Below are 15,544 nucleotides of genomic sequence, written 5' to 3'. Positions count from 1 at the left end.
ATGAACGTGGCTGCCGCGGCGGCCGCGCCGGAAGGCGCGCCCACCGGAATCAGGGCGACAGGAGGGACGACGGCCGGGGCGGCAGGAGGGACGCAAGGCAGTCCCCAAGGACGCCCGAACGTGCTGTCCCTGTCGATCAAGGACCAGGCGGGCCTGTATGCCGCCTACATGCCGTTCCTGGCGCGCGGCGGCATCTTCGTGCCCGCCAACCGTGCCTTCCGGCTGGGGGAGACGGTGTTCCTGGTGCTGTCGCTGCTGGACCGGCCGCAGCGTTTCCAGATCGCCGGGCAGGTGGCATGGGTCACGCCGCCGGGCACGCCGATGAAGACCCCGGGGGTCGGCATCCATTTCCCCGACGACGACAACGGCCGCAATCTGCGCCGGGCCATCGAGGAAATCCTCGGCAAGGCGATCGTGTCGGGGCGGCCCTCGCAGACCTTGTAAGCTTGTCAGCGGGCCGCCACGATGGCGGCCCGCCGCCTCACCGCCTCACCTTTGCTTTCTATGACGCAAGCCGGCTTTACCATGCTTACCATGCGTATGGCGCGACAGGACGACCCGGCCGCCATCGCCGAGATCCACAACGGCACCGTGCCCGCGCGCATGGTGACCGCCGGCACCGAACCGGTCAGCGCGGCTTCGCGCCAGGCCTGGTGCGAAGCGCAGCTGCCGCGCGCCGCGCTGCCCGGCAGTGTCGAGCGCGACCTTCTTATCCCCGGCCACCGCCTGATGGCGGACTGACCAGCGCCTGTTCATCATGTTCGTCGATTCCCACTGTCACATCGATTTCCCCGACCTGTCTGCGCGCCTGCCCGAGCTGCTGGAGAACATGCGCGCCAACCAGGTGTCGCATGCCCTGTGCATTGCCGTCACGCTGGAGGATTTCCCGCGTGTGCTCGCGCTGGCCGAGCAGCATCCCAACCTGTACGCCTCGGTCGGCGTGCACCCCGACTACGAGGAAGGCGAGGAGCCCACGCTGGAGCGCCTGCTCGCGCTGTCGGCGCACCCGCGCGTGGTCGGCACCGGCGAGACCGGGCTGGATTACTACCGGCTCAACGGCCGCAGCATTGCCGACATGGAATGGCAACGCGAGCGTTTCCGCACCCATATCCGCGCCGCGCGCCAGACCGGCAAGCCGCTGATCATCCATACCCGCTCCTCGGCCGACGACACCCTGCGCGTGATGCGCGAAGAGGGCGCGCGCGAGGCCGGCGGCGTGATGCACTGCTTCACCGAGACCTGGGACATCGCTCGCCAGGCGCTGGACGAGGGCTTCTATATCTCCTTCTCCGGCATCGTTACCTTCAAGAGCGCGGCCGATCTGCAGGAGACCGCGCGCAAGGTGCCGCTGGACCGCATGCTGATCGAGACCGATTCGCCGTACCTGGCGCCGGTGCCCTACCGCGGCAAGACCAATGAACCGGCCTGGGTGCGCCACGTGGGCGAGTTCATCGCCAAGCTGCGCGGCGTGCCGGTGGAAGAGGTGGCGGCGCAGACCAGCGATAATTTCTTCCGCCTCTTCAAGCACACTAAAAGGAATCCCGATGCCTGACCTGAAGATATTCCGGCGCGCCGTCGGCGCCATGCTGCTGACCGGCTCCCTGGTGGCCTGCGCCACCGCCACGCCGGTCGACGACATGCGCAAGGCCGTGGTCTTCGACGACGTCAACGCGGTGCAGAAGCTGCTGGCGCGCGGCATGGACCCCAACCAGGTGGATGCCAAGGGCGATCCGATGCTGGTGGTGGCGGTGCGCGAGAAGTCGGCCAAGGTGATCAAGACGCTGTCGGCCGCCAAGGCCATCGACTTCGACAAGGCCAATGCCGCCGGCGAGACGCCGCTGATGATGGCCTGCCTGCTCAACGAGCCGGACGTGGTCAAGCTGCTGGTGGAGCAGTACGAGGTCGAGATCAACAAGACCGGCTGGACGCCGCTGCACTACGCGGCGACCAATGGCAACACCGGGATCGTCAAGTACCTGCTCGACCATTCGGCCTACATCGACGCCGAGAGCCCGAATGCCACCACGCCGCTGATGATGGCGGCGCGCGGCGGCCATATCGAGACGGTCAAGCTGCTGCTCGACGAGGGCGCCGACATGCGCCTGCGCAACCAGCAGGGCATGACGGTGATCGATTTTGCCGAGCGCTACCATCAGGACGAGATCGCCGCGGGCCTGAAGTCGCGCTGGCAGAAGCTCTATCCGGACCTGCCGATGGCGGCCCCTGCCAAGGCGGGCGCCGGCAAGTAAGGCATGGCGCCGCCCGGCCGGCGGCTCACAGGTCGTCGGCCAGGCGCAGTCCCGTGAACTGCCAGCGCTGGTGCGGGTAGAAGAAGTTGCGGTAGCTGGCGCGGATGTGCGATTCCGGCGTGACGCAGGACCCGCCGCGCAGCACCATCTGGCCGCTCATGAACTTGCCGTTGTATTCGCCCACCGCGCCGGCCTGGGGCCGGAAACCCGGGTAGGGCAGGTAGGCGCTGCCGGTCCATTCCCACACGTCACCGAACATCTGCCGCAGCACGCCCGAGGTATTCTGGCGATCGGGCAGCGGCCGCAGCGCATGGCTTTCCGCGAAGTTGCCGGTGGCCGGCAGCTTCTGCGCCGCGTGTTCCCATTCGGCCTCGGTCGGCAGGCGCCGGCCGGCCCAGCGGGCGAAAGCCTCGGCCTCGTAGAAGCTGATGTGGGTGACCGGGCTGTCGGGGTCTACCGGATGCATGCCGCGCAGGCTCATCTGCCACCAGGCGCCGTCCCGTTCCTCCCAGTACAGGGGTGCCTGCACGTCCTGTTCGCCGACCCAGCGCCAGCCGTCCGACAGCCACAGGCCGGCGCTCTGGTAGCCGCCATCGTCGATGAATTCGCACCATTGCTGGTTGCTGACCGGATGGGAGCAGAGCTGGTAAGGCACCAGCAGCACGCTGTGGCGCGGTCCCTCGCAGTCGAAGGCGAAGTCGTCGCCGGCATGGCCGATCGACGCCACGCCCCCTTCGAAGGCGATCCACTCGGGGGCCGGGCGCGGATCCGCGACCACCGCCGCTGCCAGTTCGTGCGCATAGGCCGGGCGCAGCGGATTCTGCGCGAACAGGTGCAGGATGTCGGTCAGCAGCAGTTCCTGGTGCTGTTGTTCATGATGCAGGCCCAGTTCGATCAGCGCCGCCTCGGCATCGGTCTGCGCCGTCGCCAGCAAGGCCGTCATGGCGTCATCGACCGCTTCGCGGTAGGCCAGGACTTCATCCAGCGTGGGGCGTGTCAGCAGCCCGCGGCGCGGGCGCGGATGGCGCGCGCCGACCGCCTCGTAATAGGAGTTGAACAGGTAGCGGAAGCGCTCGTCGTAGGGCGCGTAGCCAGGCAGGCGCGCGGCCAGCACGAATTCCTCGAAGAACCATGCGGTGTGGGCCAGGTGCCATTTGGCCGGGCTGGCATCCTCCATCGACTGCACGGTCGCGTCGGCATCGCTGAGGTCGGCGGCGAGCGTCTCGGTGGCGGCGCGGATATGCCGATAGCGCGCCAGCAAGTGCGCTTCGTGCGGCGGAGGGATGGCGCTGGCAGGCAACAGGGCGGATGGCATGCGGGCTCCCGGACTCGGACTTGGCTGAGGGCCAGCGGCAGAAGCGATGGCCGCCATGGCCAGGCCGCTGTAACGAAGGCGCGCGGCGCCCGCCGCGTGCGGGCGCCGTGCCTGGAACGGACGCTGGATTGCCTGCTGGGGTGCGCCGCGGCAGGCCCCGCCCGTGATGCCGGCGGGGCAGCGGCAGGCGCGCCGCCGTCTCTTGGCTCCATCATAGACGCGATCCCCCGCGACCGCGAGCCGCGGTGGCGGGGGATCGGAGAGGGGTGCGGCTGCCCGGAGAGGGCCGGCGCGTGCCGGCCGGGCGGCAGCTGCTGGCGTCAGGCAGCCAGCGCGGCGCCGTCGTTCAGGGCCTGCACTTCGGTGCGGGCGGCGGCGATGCTGGCCTCGCGGGCTTCCGGGCCGAAGGCCAGGCCGTGGGCGCGGACGAAGGTGATGTCGGTGATGCCGAGGAAGCGCAGGACCACGTCGACGGTCTGTTCGTGCAGGTCGAGCTTCGAATCGTCCTGGCGCACGCCGCCGCGCGAGGACACTACGATCACGCGCTTGCCGCCGGCCAGGCCGACAGGGCCGTTCTCGGTGTAGCGGAAGGTGCGGCCGGCCTGCGCGATGCGGTCGATCCAGGCCTTGAGCTGGCTCGGGATGCTGAAGTTGTACTGCGGCACGCCGATCACCAGTACGTCGGCGGCGAGGAATTCAGCCAGCCAGGTTTCGGTACGTTCGAGTTCGGCTTGTTGCACCGCGTTGAGGCCGTCCTTGGGGCCGCCCAGCACGGGCAGCAGGTTGCCGGACAAGTGGGCGGGTGCGTCCTGATCCAGGTCGCGCACGGTCAGCTTGGCGTCCGGGTGGCTGGCACGCAGGTCGGCCACCACCTTGGCGGTCAGGCTGCGCGAAACGGAATGGTCGCCGAGGACGCTGGAATCGATTTGCAGGATGTTCATGATTTGGCTCCACAAGGTGGTCGGGGTTGGATGTAGGAAAGATAGAGCCTCGCCATTGATGCCGGTAGTGAGGCAAAATGGAAATTATTGTTCTATCAATGGAACGGGAAGCCAGGCTGACCGGGGAGAGACGAGGCATGAGCCGACGAGGAGCCGACCAATGCAGGACCTGAACGACCTGTCGCTGTTCGCGCAGGTGGTGCGCCATGGCAGCTTTTCCGCGGCCAGCCGGGCTACGGGCGTGCCGAAATCGCGCCTGAGCCGGCGCATCGCGCAACTGGAGAAGGAACTGGGGATGCAGCTGCTGCGCCGTACCACCCGCCAGGTCCGCGTGACGCCAGTGGGCGAGGCCTACTACGAGCGCTGCAATGCCATGCTGAAAGAGGCGGAGGCAGCACGCGAGGTGATCGAGCTGGCACGGGAGCAGCCTGGCGGGACCTTGCGCGTCAGTTGCCCGGTGCCCATCGCACAGAGCCTGCTGGCGCCGGCCATCGGCCGTTTCATGCAGGCCAATCCGGCGGTGCGCATCGAACTGGAGGCCACCAACCGCCGCGTCGACGTGATCGGCGAAGGCTTCGACCTGGCGCTGCGGGTGCGCGAGGTGATCGATGATTCCAGCCTGGTGGTGCGCACCTTCGGCGAGAGCCCGGTGATGCTGGTGGCCAGCCCGCGCCTGCTCGACGGGATCGGGCGGCCGCGCACCCCGCAGGCGCTCAATGGCGTGCCGGGAGTGGGGCAGCAGCCGCATGACGGCAAGCATGTATGGACGCTGTCCTGCGCCGACGGCCAGTCGATCCAGATCAGCTACGATCCGCGCCTGGTCACCGACGAGTTCGCGGTACTGCGCGAGGCGGCCATCGCCGGTGTCGGCGTCGCCATGCTGCCGCGCATGTTCTGCCGCGAAGCGATCGAGCACGGCGATCTGGAACTGCTGCTGCCGCAGTGGGCGATGCCGGTCGGCACCCTGCACGCGGTATTCTCTTCACGCAAGGGCATGACTCCCGCGCTGCGCCGTTTCCTGGATTTTCTGGCCGAAATCCTGCCGGAGACCGCATACCGGGCCGGCATGCAGCCGATCGGCGGGCCGCCGGGCATGCACCGCCCCATCGATACCTGAGACGTGGCGCCGCCACCACGCTGCGACGCCGGCGTGGGCGCCTGGCGTCTTTACCTTCACGCCATGCCGCATTAAGGTACAAGGGCGTCTGTCAGCGTGCGCCCGCGAGCGCACGCCGGCCGGCGCCAACCGGTCCATCGCCGCCCTGAGCGGGCAAGGAGAGCAGGCCATGAGCAGTTCGCAAGCTTCCCAGGATCTTGGCAAGGCGGTGCTGCGCATCGTGCTGGGCGCGCTGATCCTTTGCCACGGCATCAGCAAGCTGATCAGCGGGCCTGGCTTCGTCGTGCAGATGGTGCAGCAGGCGGGTTTGCCGCAAGCGGTGGCCTACCTGGTCTATATCGGCGAGGTGGTGGCGCCGATCCTGCTGATCCTTGGCATCTGGACCCGCCTGGCGGGCCTGGTCGTGGTGATCAACATGCTGTTCGCGCTGGGCCTCGTGCACATGAAGCAGTTCGGCGAGATGTCGCCCACCGGCGGCTGGGCGCTCGAACTGCAGGCGCTGTACCTTGCCGGCGGAGTGGCCGTGCTGCTGCTGGGCGCCGGCCGTTTCAGCTTCGGCGGGGCCGCGGGGCGCTGGAACTAGTGCGCGCTGGCGGCCGGGCCGTTGCGCGCACAGCTTGTGCGGGTGCTCTGACCGGGCCTGCCCGCCCGGCCATCGAGCCGCCGATCGGGCCGCCCATCGAGCCCATCGACTAGGACCTTCCGCGCATGCTCGGGCGCCTCCCTGATCGAACGGCAGATCGTTTTGTGGAACCGGTCCCGTGCCTGTGTCGCGGTGCCAAGCACCCCCTCACGTTTCCCGCATGACCAGGATTCGCACACTGTCGGGGTGGGTCTGGCTCATCGACACGGCATTCGGAAACAGCGGCCGCCCCAGCCGCGCCAGTGCGTCCCCAGGCGGCATTTCCACCGCCAGGCGCCTATCGCAGGCGATCGCCAGCAGCATCGTCTCGTGCCGGCGCACGGGTTTCGCAAGGTTGTGCGCCAGGTCATCGGCAATCGGCGGTCGGCGGTCGGCGCCGGCGCGGTGACCTGTACGACGCCGCGCGCTTGCGCCGCCTTGGCGAGCGTCCGGTTGCAGGAACTGAGGGCAGTGGCAAGCCCGAGGTTCACCCCTCCGGCGGTTACCAAGTGTGCCATTTCCGATGGGGAGGCCTGTACCAGATGCGGCCCACGCCAGGGTAGCGCTTGGAAAATGCGGGTACCGTATGCCGCAGCCGACCCGGCGGCTCTCCGCGGGCAGGTCGAGCGTGCAGGGAGCATTCTTTCGCCAGCATTCCGAGACGTGGCAGCTTCCGGCAATATGGCAAAATCTGCTGCTTTTTTTGCAACGAGAGATGCACACCGAAGAGCACGGTTCCGGCTGGAGGCATTCCGAGTACATGCCGGGGGAGACCAAGCAATCGATCGTCACCCGCTCACTGCGCTACACGCCGATCGGAATCTCCAGGGTCCGCAGTGATCACCGTAATTCCGGCCTCACTGACCGCTACGAACATGAGCATGCTTACCTTGCGGTTCTCCAGCTTCGTCCATTTGGTGAGCAGCGGCTTTGGGTGGCTGGCAAGGAGGCCCCGTATATCGAATATGGCGCAGGATACCTGGCCATCCATGACCTCGAACGCCTGTGGATGGCGGATCTGATCGGTCCCTATGACTGCATGCAGTTCTATATACCGCAGAGCGCTCTTCGAGAGACTTCCGCGGATCTGGGTATCAAGGAGGTGGAGCACCTCCGCTGCCCGCCGCACTTGAGTGTCGCAGACCCCGTTGTCCATCAGCTGAGCCTCGCGCTGCTTCCTGCCCTTGAACATCCCGAGCGGGCATCGACGCTTTTCGTGGACCACATGGCCTTGGCCTTGCGGGTCCATCTCGTCCATTACTACGGGGGGGTGCACGTCGCCAGCCGGAAGGTGCATACGCGCCTGGCGCCGTGGCAGGAGGCTCGAGCGAAGGAGATGATCATGAATAACCTGGAAGGCGACATCTCGCTTCAGCTGCTGGCAGAAGCGTGCAACTTGTCGCGCGCGCATTTTGCTCGGGCTTTCCGCAGTTCTACCGGCATGCCGCCCCACAGATGGTTGGTGCTCCAGCGCGTGGAGCGGGCAAAACAACTTCTCGAGAAGCCGGCGTTCCGGCTCGGCCAGATCGCCCTGCTATGCGGATTCGCGGATCAAAGCCACTTCACCCGGACGTTCACCAGGCTCGTGGGCACGAGTCCCGGGGAGTGGCGCCGCTGCCGGGGCCACTAGGCTGGCCGAAGCTGCGAGGAAAGCCGGCCATCCGCCGCCGTAGCGGCGAGGACGAAACCGGCCTTCACCTGTACTGCCAGCACGGCCAAAGGACCGAAAATGGCAGCTTAGGCGTTCAGGAAGGCGAGCAGGTCGACATTGACCTGATCGGCGTTGACCACGCACATGCCGTGCGACGCTCCCGGATAGACCTTGAGCGTGCCATTCTTGAGGATCTTGGCCGAGAGGCGGGCCGAATTGTCGATGGGCACGATCTGGTCGTCGTCACCGTGCAGGACCAGCGTCGGCACGGTGATTCTCTTCAAGTCCTCGGTGTAGTCCACTTCCGAGAACTCCTTGATGCAGGCGTACTGGCCCAGGATGCCACCGGTCATGCCCTGCGCCCAGAAGGCATCGATGGTGGCTTGCGAGACCTTCGCGCCGGGCCGATTAAAGCCGAAGAATGGCGTGGCCAGGTCTCTATAGAACTGCGAGCGGTTTTCCGCCACGCCCTTGCGGATACCATCGAATACTTCCATCGCCAGGCCGTTCGGATAGGCCGCGGTCTTGAGCATGATCGGCGGCACCGCGCCGATCAGAACCGCCTTCGCCACACGTTTCGTGCCATGACGGCCGATGTAGTGCGCCACTTCACCACCGCCGGTGGAGTGGCCGACCAGCGTTGCGTCCTTGACGTCGAGCGCATCCAGCAGCGCGGCCAGGTCGTCGGCGTAGGTGTCCATGTTGTTGCCCTGCGCGGGCTGGTCCGAACGTCCATGGCCGCGACGGTCATGGGCGATCACGCGAAAGCCCTTCTGCGCCAGGAACAGCATCTGGGCGTCCCAGGCGTCGGCATTGAGCGGCCAGCCGTGCGAGAACACCACCGGGCGGCCTGCACCCCAGTCCTTGTAGAAGATGCGCGTGCCGTCTTTGGCCGCAACGTAGTGGCCCTGCTTCGTGGCACGGCTGCCGGCTGGCGCGGATTCCGCGGCGGTGGGCGTCAGGGCGGCAATAGAAGCCACTGACGCGGCCGCGACGCCGACGGTGCTGCCGACCAGCAGCTGCCGGCGCGAGGTATGGATGTGTTGAACTGAGTCCTGGGTGTCTTCTTTTTGCATGGTCAGGGCCACCTGTAGGTTGGCTCGAAATCCTGGATGAATGAGATGGATGAGATGGCTGGACACCGGCACCACGCCGTTGAGACGTGGGCTGCCGGCGGCGCGGCGATCAGCGTGCCGGCACCGGCGCGATGGACTCGTGGGTGGTGGCGGTACGCTGGGGTGCCTTGTGCACCATGGTGTAGGCATAGTCCACGCCCATGCCGTAGGCGCCGGAGTGCTCCTTGACGAGCTGCATCACGGCGTCGTAGGTGTCGCGGTGCGCCCAGTCGCGCTGCCATTCGAGCAGTACCTGCTGCCAGGTCACGGGCACCACGCCGGCCTGGATCATGCGCTGCATGGCGTAGTCGTGGGCTTCCTTGCTGGTGCCGCCGGAGGCGTCGGCCACCATGTAGATCTCGTAGTCGGTGTCATGCATGGCCGACAGGGCGAAGGTGAGGTTGCAGACCTCGGTCCACAGGCCGGAGACGACGATCTTCTTGCGGCCGTTGGCGGCCAGGGCATCGCGCACCTTCTGGTCGTCCCAGGAGTTCATCGAGCTGCGTTCCAGGGTCTTCTGGCCGGGGAAGACATCGAGCAGTTCCGGGTAGGTGAAGCCGGAGAAGGACTCGCTCTCGACCGTGGTGATGGTGGTCGGGATGTTGAAGATCTTGCCTGCCTTGGCCAGGCCCACCACATTGTTCTTCAAGGTCTGGCGGTCGATCGACTGGACGCCGAACGCCATCTGGGGCTGCTGGTCGATGAAGATCAGCTGGCTGTTCTGCGGGGTCAGGACTTCAAGCTTCGGGTTCGACATGGAATGGCTCCTGTTGCGGACGAGAATAGGGTTGCTGCCGGCACGAGCTGTTACGGCAGCGCCGTGTCGGGGCGGCCCGGAACAGGGGCCGACGATCGGTGTCTTCGTCCGGATGGCAACCTGGAGCGAGCATAATGGGCGCTGTCGTCAGCGCCCATTGGCACTTCGTGTTAGTCGACCGCTGCCTTGGTCTTATCGAGACGCCAGGCGATTGCGTCAGAGAAACCGTCCCCGAGCGGCGGTGCCTCAAGGTCGCGGGTCAGGCGCAACGCGCAGCCATCGCACGGCGATGGCGAGCCTTGGCAACGTCGCCTGCGGCCCGAAGGCGCTGTCGATCGGGGGACTTTCGCATGAGGCGGTGGATCAGCGTCTGCTCAGGACGTCACCGACGAAGGCATCCTCCGACAGCGGCCGCGACCACAGGTAGCCTTGGCCGACAGGACAGCCAAGCGCCAGCAGCGCTTCCCGCTGGGCCTCGGTTTCCACGCCTTCCGCGACGCACTCGAGGTTCAATTCGCGCGCCAGCGCGATCATGCTGCGGCAGATCAGCGCCCGCTGGCTGTTGCCATCGACGTTGCCGACGAACGAGCGGTCTAGCTTGATCTGCGTGAAAGGCAGGTCGGCAAGCAGCTTGAGGGTGGTGATGCCGACGCCGAAATCGTCCATGGCCACGCCATAACCCATCAGGCGCAGCCGGTTGAGCGCCACCGACAGCGTGACGGCGTCGTGCACGGGGAAGGTCTCGGTCAGTTCGACGGTGAGCAGCCCGCGCGGGATGCCGCTGGCGGCGACCTGGGCATCGAAGCGTTCAAGCATGCCGCTGCTGCATAGCGTCTGTGCCGAGGCATTGATGCTGAGCGGCACGCTGGCGCCGCCGGCTTGCAGGCGGGCCTGCACCGCCAGGCAGCGCTCGGTGACCAGCGAGAAGATGGCGTCGGTCTCGCCAAGCGCTTCGAGCCGCGCGATGAAGTGGTCGGGCGGGACCAGCCCGAAGTCCGGGTGCTGCCAGCGGCACAGAGCTTCCGCGCCGGCCAGGGTGCCTGTGTCGATCCGGACCTGGGGCTGCAGCAGGATGAAGAAGCCGCTTCGCGTGCGCAGAGCGTCCAGCAATTGCCGGTCGTCCGGCAGCTCAGGCGGTGCGCCGGACGCATCCTGGCTGCGCAGCGCCACGGCATCCTGCAGGATGCCGTCGAGCGATTCCGCGCACAAGGGCTTGCGCAGGGCATGCACGCGCGGCAGCCCGATCGCGCCTGCCAGGTCGGCATGCGAAGCCAGGATGCCCTCGTCGACGGCGCTCATCCACGACCAGGCCGGCGCCCGTCCGGCGAAGGCCTGCGCCCCGCGCCGGCTCAGTTCGCTCATCAACTGCGGCCCGTTGAGGCGAGGCATGTCGATGTCGCACAGCACCAGGTCGAAGGGCAGGGTGGCCAGCAGGTCGACGGCTTCGCGGCCGTCCGCGGCACAGCGGACGTCGGTAACGCCGAGGCGCTGCAGCAGGAGCTCGGCTGCGGCGCGCTGGAAGGGGTGGTCGTCGACGACGAGGACGGCAAGGGTGGCGTAGGGGTTCGGCATGGGGGAGGGATGGGCCGGCGCCGCGGGGCGGGGTACCCCCCGGCGGCGTTGTCGTAGCCTCTATTCTGCGATATTTCATACCCAGCATAGGCGAGGTCCGGGCAGCCGCCTGCCTATACCCGCTACAATCGCTGCCCGTAGTTCTGAAGAAGACAAGGTAACGATGGTGTTAGGCTGGTTCGGATTCTCCATCCTGTGGCTGCTGCCGCTGCTCTGGCGCCTGGGCGCCCGCGCACTGGCGCGTGAGCGCGTGTTCGGTCCCGGTTCGCTGCGCGTGGCCGTCGGTACCTCGATCGTGCTGTGCGCCAGCGCTTCGCTCGAAGCGCTGACGGCGGCGCAGGGCAGCGAGACCGGCGGTGGCGCCGCCGGCCACGCGCTGGCAGGGCTGGCCAGCCATGCGGTTGGCTGGACCGGCGCGCTGCTGCTGATGCTCGGTGTGCTGGCGCTGGCCGCGCCGATGGTGTTCGGCGAAAGCTGGCGCAGCCTGTTCCTGCGCCAGCCCAGGCCCGCGCGGGTCGAGCCGGACGAACGGCCGGGGCCCGCGCCGCGCGAGCCGGACTACCGCGAGTCCGGCAATGCGGGCGGCTATGTGCCGTCGGCGGCAGATCGCGCGCCGGGCTGGAACGAACCGACGCAGCGCCACAAGAGTTTCGAGGCGGTCTCCGCACGCCGTCAGCCGGTCTGGCAACCGCCGCCGCGCACGCGCGAATCGCCGCCGCAGCCGGGTGAGATCTGGCTGCAGCAGGCGCCATCGCCTAGTGCCCCCGGCACCGGCGAGCGCGCCGCGGCAGGTGGGGTTGCACCCGGAGTGCGCGCGCCTACGCGGCTGAAGCCTGCCGCACCGCCGACTTCCCAGGCTGCGGCCCCGGCTGCCATAGGTGCCGCGACCGCACGCGCGGCGCTGGCGCCGCGCAACGCGGCGGCTGCGCAAGTCCAGGGCCAGGCGCGCAAGCCGGCGCAGACTGCCCAGCCTGCGCGGGCATCGCAGGCGCCGGCAGCCGGGCAAGCCGCCAAGGCTCCGATCACCCGCCCGGCGCCGACGACTGCGCAGCCCGCCACGCGCGGCACCGTGGTGAGCAGTCCCTTCCACCAGCCTCAGCTCGGCCTGCAGGGCCGGGCCACTACCCTGCCCGGGGCGCAGGCAGCGTCCGCGGCAAGCACCGCCAGCGGCGCGGCTGCCTCGGCCGCTGTTGCTGCGGCGGCAACGGTGGCAACGGCCGAGGCGCCGGCTGCGGACCGCATGGCCGAAAACCAGGTCCCCGCCGCTGCCGCAACGATAACCACCGCCGCGACCACTGCCGCTACCAAGTCGGCGAGCGACGCGTCCGATGGTGCGGCCGCGCCTGAGAGCCCGGCGGGCCAAGGCGAGCCGGTCGGGCAGGACACATCCCCGGCGACCGGTGCGGCCGGCACCGGGTCCGCAGGCCAGGCTGCCGCGGTACCGGCAGCACCAGACGAAGGCGCGGCAGCCACCGACGATGGTCCCGCCTTGCCCGACCCCGCTGCCCTGGCTGCCATCCGCCAGGAGGCCGAGACCCTGCTGGCAGAACTGCGTGCGCTTGCCGCCGGATCGGGGCAGCCACATCCGGTGACCGCGCAGCCGCTCCCCCATGCCGACAGCATGGTGTCCGCGCCGGTGCCGGCGGAGGCCACGGCGGCGGAGCCGGCCGTGACGCCGGAAGCGGCTGCCGTGACACTCGGGCCGGCCGAGGCACCGGTGGTGATCGAGCCGATCCTGCCGGACGGGATGGCGGCATCCGTCGAGGCGCCGCCGGCCACGACTGCCGATGCCGTCGCCAGCGCGGCGCCGGGCGGGGTAGGCGAGGCGGACAAGGCAGGCGTGGTGTCGCCGCCGGCTCCGGAACCGGAACCGGCGCCGGAGCCTGTCGCAGTCGACAGCACTACCGCACCGGCAGTCGTGTCGGCGTCAACCGAGCCGGTATCCGCCGAAGTGCATCCCGACGCGCAGACGGCGCCGGCCGATGCGGCTCCGGCCGACCCGCACGAAGCAGCGCAGATGCCGGCCGTCATCGACGCGGCCGCGCAGGCGCCGGATCCGGACGACGCCGTAACCGTGCTCGATCTGCTGCCAACGATGGCTGCCGAGAATGCGACCACGGCGGGCGTCGCGATGGCCGACCAGATGCTGGCGGCGGAAGCCGAAGTGGCGCTGGAGGCCGAAGCGGCCGAGCAGGCGCTCGAGGCGCCGGGCGCTACCGCAGAGCCAGTCACCGAACCCGCCGCGCAACAAGCCGCGGAACAAGCCGTGGAACAAGCCGTGGAACAAGCCGCGGGAGCGCACGCGGCCGAACAGGCGGCGCAAGCCCCGGCGCCAGCGGATCCGGCCGAAGCACCCGAGGCGGCCGAGGCGGCCGAGCCGTTGGCACCGGTAGAAGCGGCCGATCCGATGGCGCAGGCCACCGGCGATGAAGCAGCCGATGTCGCAGCGGCCGAAGACGAGGCCGAAGACGAGGCCGAAGACACGGCCGAAGACACGGCCGAAGATTCCACCGCCGATGCGGCCGGCAACGAGGAGGCCGAACCCTTCGACGCCAATGCCCTGCTGAGCCAGGCCAGCGCGCCGGCCGGCAAGCCGCGCATCGTGCTGCCGGCCGTGGTGGGACGGGTGGTCTCGCTGCAACCGCCGGCGCCGCCGGTGCCGCCGCCCCCTCCCGCGCCGCCCCGCGTGGTCGACTACCGCCTGCCGCCGGCGGAGCTGCTGGAAGCCGCCGGCGATGATATCGAGCACGTGCCGCAGGCGCGCCTGGACGAGACCCGCGGCCTGATCGAGCAGCGCCTGGCCGAGTTCAAGGTGCCGGTGGCGGTGGTCGGTGCCTCGGCCGGGCCGGTGATCACGCGTTTCGAAGTCGAGCCGGCGATGGGCGTGCGCGGTGCGCAGGTGGTCGGCCTGATGAAGGACCTGGCGCGCGCGCTGGGCGTCACCTCGATCCGCGTGGTCGAGACCATCCCGGGCAAGACCTGCATGGGGCTGGAGCTGCCCAATGCGAAGCGCCAGATGATCCGGCTGTCCGAGGTCGTGCGTGCTGCCTCCTTCCAGTCGCACGCCTCGCGGCTGGTGCTGGCGATGGGCAAGGACATCACCGGCAATCCGGTGGTGACCGACCTGGCACGCGCGCCGCACCTGCTGGTGGCGGGCACGACCGGCTCCGGCAAGTCGGTGGCGGTCAACGCCATGATCCTGTCGATGCTGTACAAGGCCACGCCGGAAGACGTGCGCCTGATCATGATCGACCCCAAGATGCTGGAGCTGTCGGTCTACGAGGGCATTCCCCACCTGCTGGCGCCGGTGGTCACCGACATGAAGCAGGCCGCGCACGCGCTCAACTGGTGCGTGGGCGAGATGGAAAAGCGCTACCGCCTGATGTCGGCGCTGGGCGTGCGCAACCTGGCCGGCTACAACCAGAAGATCCGCGCCGCGGCGGCGGCCGGCGAGAAGGTGCCCAATCCGTTCTCGCTGACGCCGGATGCGCCCGAGCCGCTCAATCCGCTGCCGCTGATCGTGGTGGTGATCGACGAACTGGCCGACCTGATGATGGTGGCCGGCAAGAAGATCGAGGAGCTGATCGCGCGCCTGGCGCAGAAGGCGCGCGCCGCCGGCATCCACCTGATCCTGGCCACGCAGCGTCCCTCGGTGGACGTCATCACCGGCCTGATCAAGGCCAATATCCCCACGCGCGTGGCCTTCCAGGTCTCCTCCAAGATCGATTCGCGCACCATCCTCGACCAGATGGGTGCCGAGACGCTGCTGGGCCAGGGCGACATGCTGTTCCTGCCGCCGGGCACCGGCTATCCGCAGCGCGTGCATGGTGCTTTCGTGGCGGACGATGAGGTGCACCGCGTGGTCGAGCACTGGAAGCAGTTCGGCGAGCCCGACTACGACGAGACCATCCTCGCCGGCGACGCGCCGGAGGGTGCCGCCGACCTGTTCGGCGAAGGCGGGCAGGGTGGCGACGGCGAGAGCGATCCGCTTTACGACGAAGCCGCGGCCTTCGTGCTGACCTCGCGCCGCGCCTCGATCTCGGCGGTGCAGCGCCAGCTGCGCATCGGCTATAACCGCGCGGCCCGCCTGATCGAGCAGATGGAGGTGGCGGGCCTGGTCTCGCCGATGGGCCGCAACGGCGCGCGCGACGTGATCGCGCCCGGCGGTGGCGACTGAGTGAGCGGAAGGCAGCGATCGGCCGGCC

At 68.6% G+C, this 15,544-nt stretch carries 14 protein-coding genes; 8 read left to right on the top strand and 6 right to left on the bottom strand.

Features of this window, described 5'->3' with window-relative positions:
• The 4 genes from BKK80_RS11240 to BKK80_RS11225 all read left to right on the top strand — a co-directional run bounded on the left by BKK80_RS11240 (position 1) and on the right by BKK80_RS11225 (position 2,249).
• Positions 1-444, top strand: coding sequence for a PilZ domain-containing protein (locus tag BKK80_RS11240; protein WP_071012796.1), 444 nt, complete (start codon positions 1-3; stop codon positions 442-444).
• A gap of 90 nt (positions 445-534) precedes the next feature.
• Positions 535-741: a GNAT family N-acetyltransferase gene (locus BKK80_RS37890; protein WP_335582950.1), complete on the top strand. Its 207-nt coding sequence runs from the start codon at positions 535-537 to the stop codon at positions 739-741.
• A gap of 16 nt (positions 742-757) precedes the next feature.
• Positions 758-1,552: a TatD family hydrolase gene (locus tag BKK80_RS11230; protein WP_071012793.1), complete on the top strand. Its 795-nt coding sequence runs from the start codon at positions 758-760 to the stop codon at positions 1,550-1,552.
• The gene (locus BKK80_RS11225; protein WP_084084394.1) at positions 1,545-2,249 is read left to right on the top strand and encodes an ankyrin repeat domain-containing protein; all 705 of its coding nucleotides are present in this window, start codon (positions 1,545-1,547) and stop codon (positions 2,247-2,249) included. The genes BKK80_RS11230 and BKK80_RS11225 overlap by 8 nt, the downstream gene beginning before the upstream one ends.
• 25 nt (positions 2,250-2,274) lie before the next feature.
• Here the strand turns inward: BKK80_RS11225 and egtB are convergent, their stop codons facing one another.
• Positions 2,275-3,564 carry an ergothioneine biosynthesis protein EgtB gene (gene egtB / locus BKK80_RS11220; protein WP_071069437.1) on the bottom strand — a complete coding sequence of 430 codons (1,290 nt, stop codon included), beginning with the start codon at positions 3,562-3,564 and terminating at the stop codon, positions 2,275-2,277.
• Positions 3,565-3,884: 320 nt separating this feature from the next.
• Positions 3,885-4,505 (bottom strand): FMN-dependent NADH-azoreductase, encoded by a 621-nt coding sequence (locus tag BKK80_RS11215; RefSeq protein WP_071012790.1) that lies wholly within the window; start codon positions 4,503-4,505, stop codon positions 3,885-3,887.
• A 160-nt stretch (positions 4,506-4,665) separates the two neighbouring features.
• Here BKK80_RS11215 and BKK80_RS11210 point away from each other — a divergent pair, with 160 nt between their 5' ends.
• Complete coding sequence (locus BKK80_RS11210; protein ID WP_071012789.1) at positions 4,666-5,622, top strand: LysR family transcriptional regulator; 957 nt, start codon at positions 4,666-4,668, stop codon at positions 5,620-5,622.
• Between the two features lie 169 nt (positions 5,623-5,791).
• Complete coding sequence (locus BKK80_RS11205) at positions 5,792-6,205, top strand: DoxX family protein (protein ID WP_071012787.1); 414 nt, start codon at positions 5,792-5,794, stop codon at positions 6,203-6,205.
• Between the two features lie 207 nt (positions 6,206-6,412).
• Here BKK80_RS11205 and BKK80_RS37185 read toward each other — a convergent pair whose 3' ends face one another.
• Positions 6,413-6,568, bottom strand: a complete 156-nt coding sequence (locus BKK80_RS37185; RefSeq protein ID WP_197523909.1) for a hypothetical protein — start codon at positions 6,566-6,568, stop codon at positions 6,413-6,415.
• 262 nt (positions 6,569-6,830) lie between these two features.
• Between BKK80_RS37185 and BKK80_RS11200 the strand changes: the two genes are divergently transcribed.
• Positions 6,831-7,874 carry an AraC family transcriptional regulator gene (locus BKK80_RS11200; protein ID WP_231907908.1) on the top strand — a complete coding sequence of 348 codons (1,044 nt, stop codon included), beginning with the start codon at positions 6,831-6,833 and terminating at the stop codon, positions 7,872-7,874.
• Between the two features lie 107 nt (positions 7,875-7,981).
• Here BKK80_RS11200 and BKK80_RS11195 read toward each other — a convergent pair whose 3' ends face one another.
• From BKK80_RS11195 to BKK80_RS11185, 3 genes are all read right to left on the bottom strand, one after another.
• Positions 7,982-8,971 carry an alpha/beta fold hydrolase gene (locus tag BKK80_RS11195; protein WP_083384220.1) on the bottom strand — a complete coding sequence of 330 codons (990 nt, stop codon included), beginning with the start codon at positions 8,969-8,971 and terminating at the stop codon, positions 7,982-7,984.
• Between the two features lie 109 nt (positions 8,972-9,080).
• On the bottom strand, positions 9,081-9,767 hold the full coding sequence (locus BKK80_RS11190; protein WP_071012785.1) for a hydrolase: 687 nt from the start codon (positions 9,765-9,767) through the stop codon (positions 9,081-9,083).
• Positions 9,768-10,130: 363 nt separating this feature from the next.
• Complete coding sequence (locus tag BKK80_RS11185) at positions 10,131-11,339, bottom strand: EAL domain-containing response regulator (protein WP_071012783.1); 1,209 nt, start codon at positions 11,337-11,339, stop codon at positions 10,131-10,133.
• A 163-nt stretch (positions 11,340-11,502) separates the two neighbouring features.
• On the opposite strand from BKK80_RS11185, the gene BKK80_RS35520 reads away from it, so the two are divergent.
• On the top strand, positions 11,503-15,516 hold the full coding sequence (locus tag BKK80_RS35520) for a DNA translocase FtsK 4TM domain-containing protein (protein ID WP_084545556.1): 4,014 nt from the start codon (positions 11,503-11,505) through the stop codon (positions 15,514-15,516).
• Positions 15,517-15,544: the final 28 nt, after the last annotated feature.

The organism is Cupriavidus malaysiensis (assembly GCF_001854325.1).
GTDB classification, from domain to species: domain Bacteria; phylum Pseudomonadota; class Gammaproteobacteria; order Burkholderiales; family Burkholderiaceae; genus Cupriavidus; species Cupriavidus malaysiensis.
The sequence above is the reverse complement of the archived record's forward strand: the minus strand, read 5'-3'. Positions and strand labels throughout refer to the sequence as shown.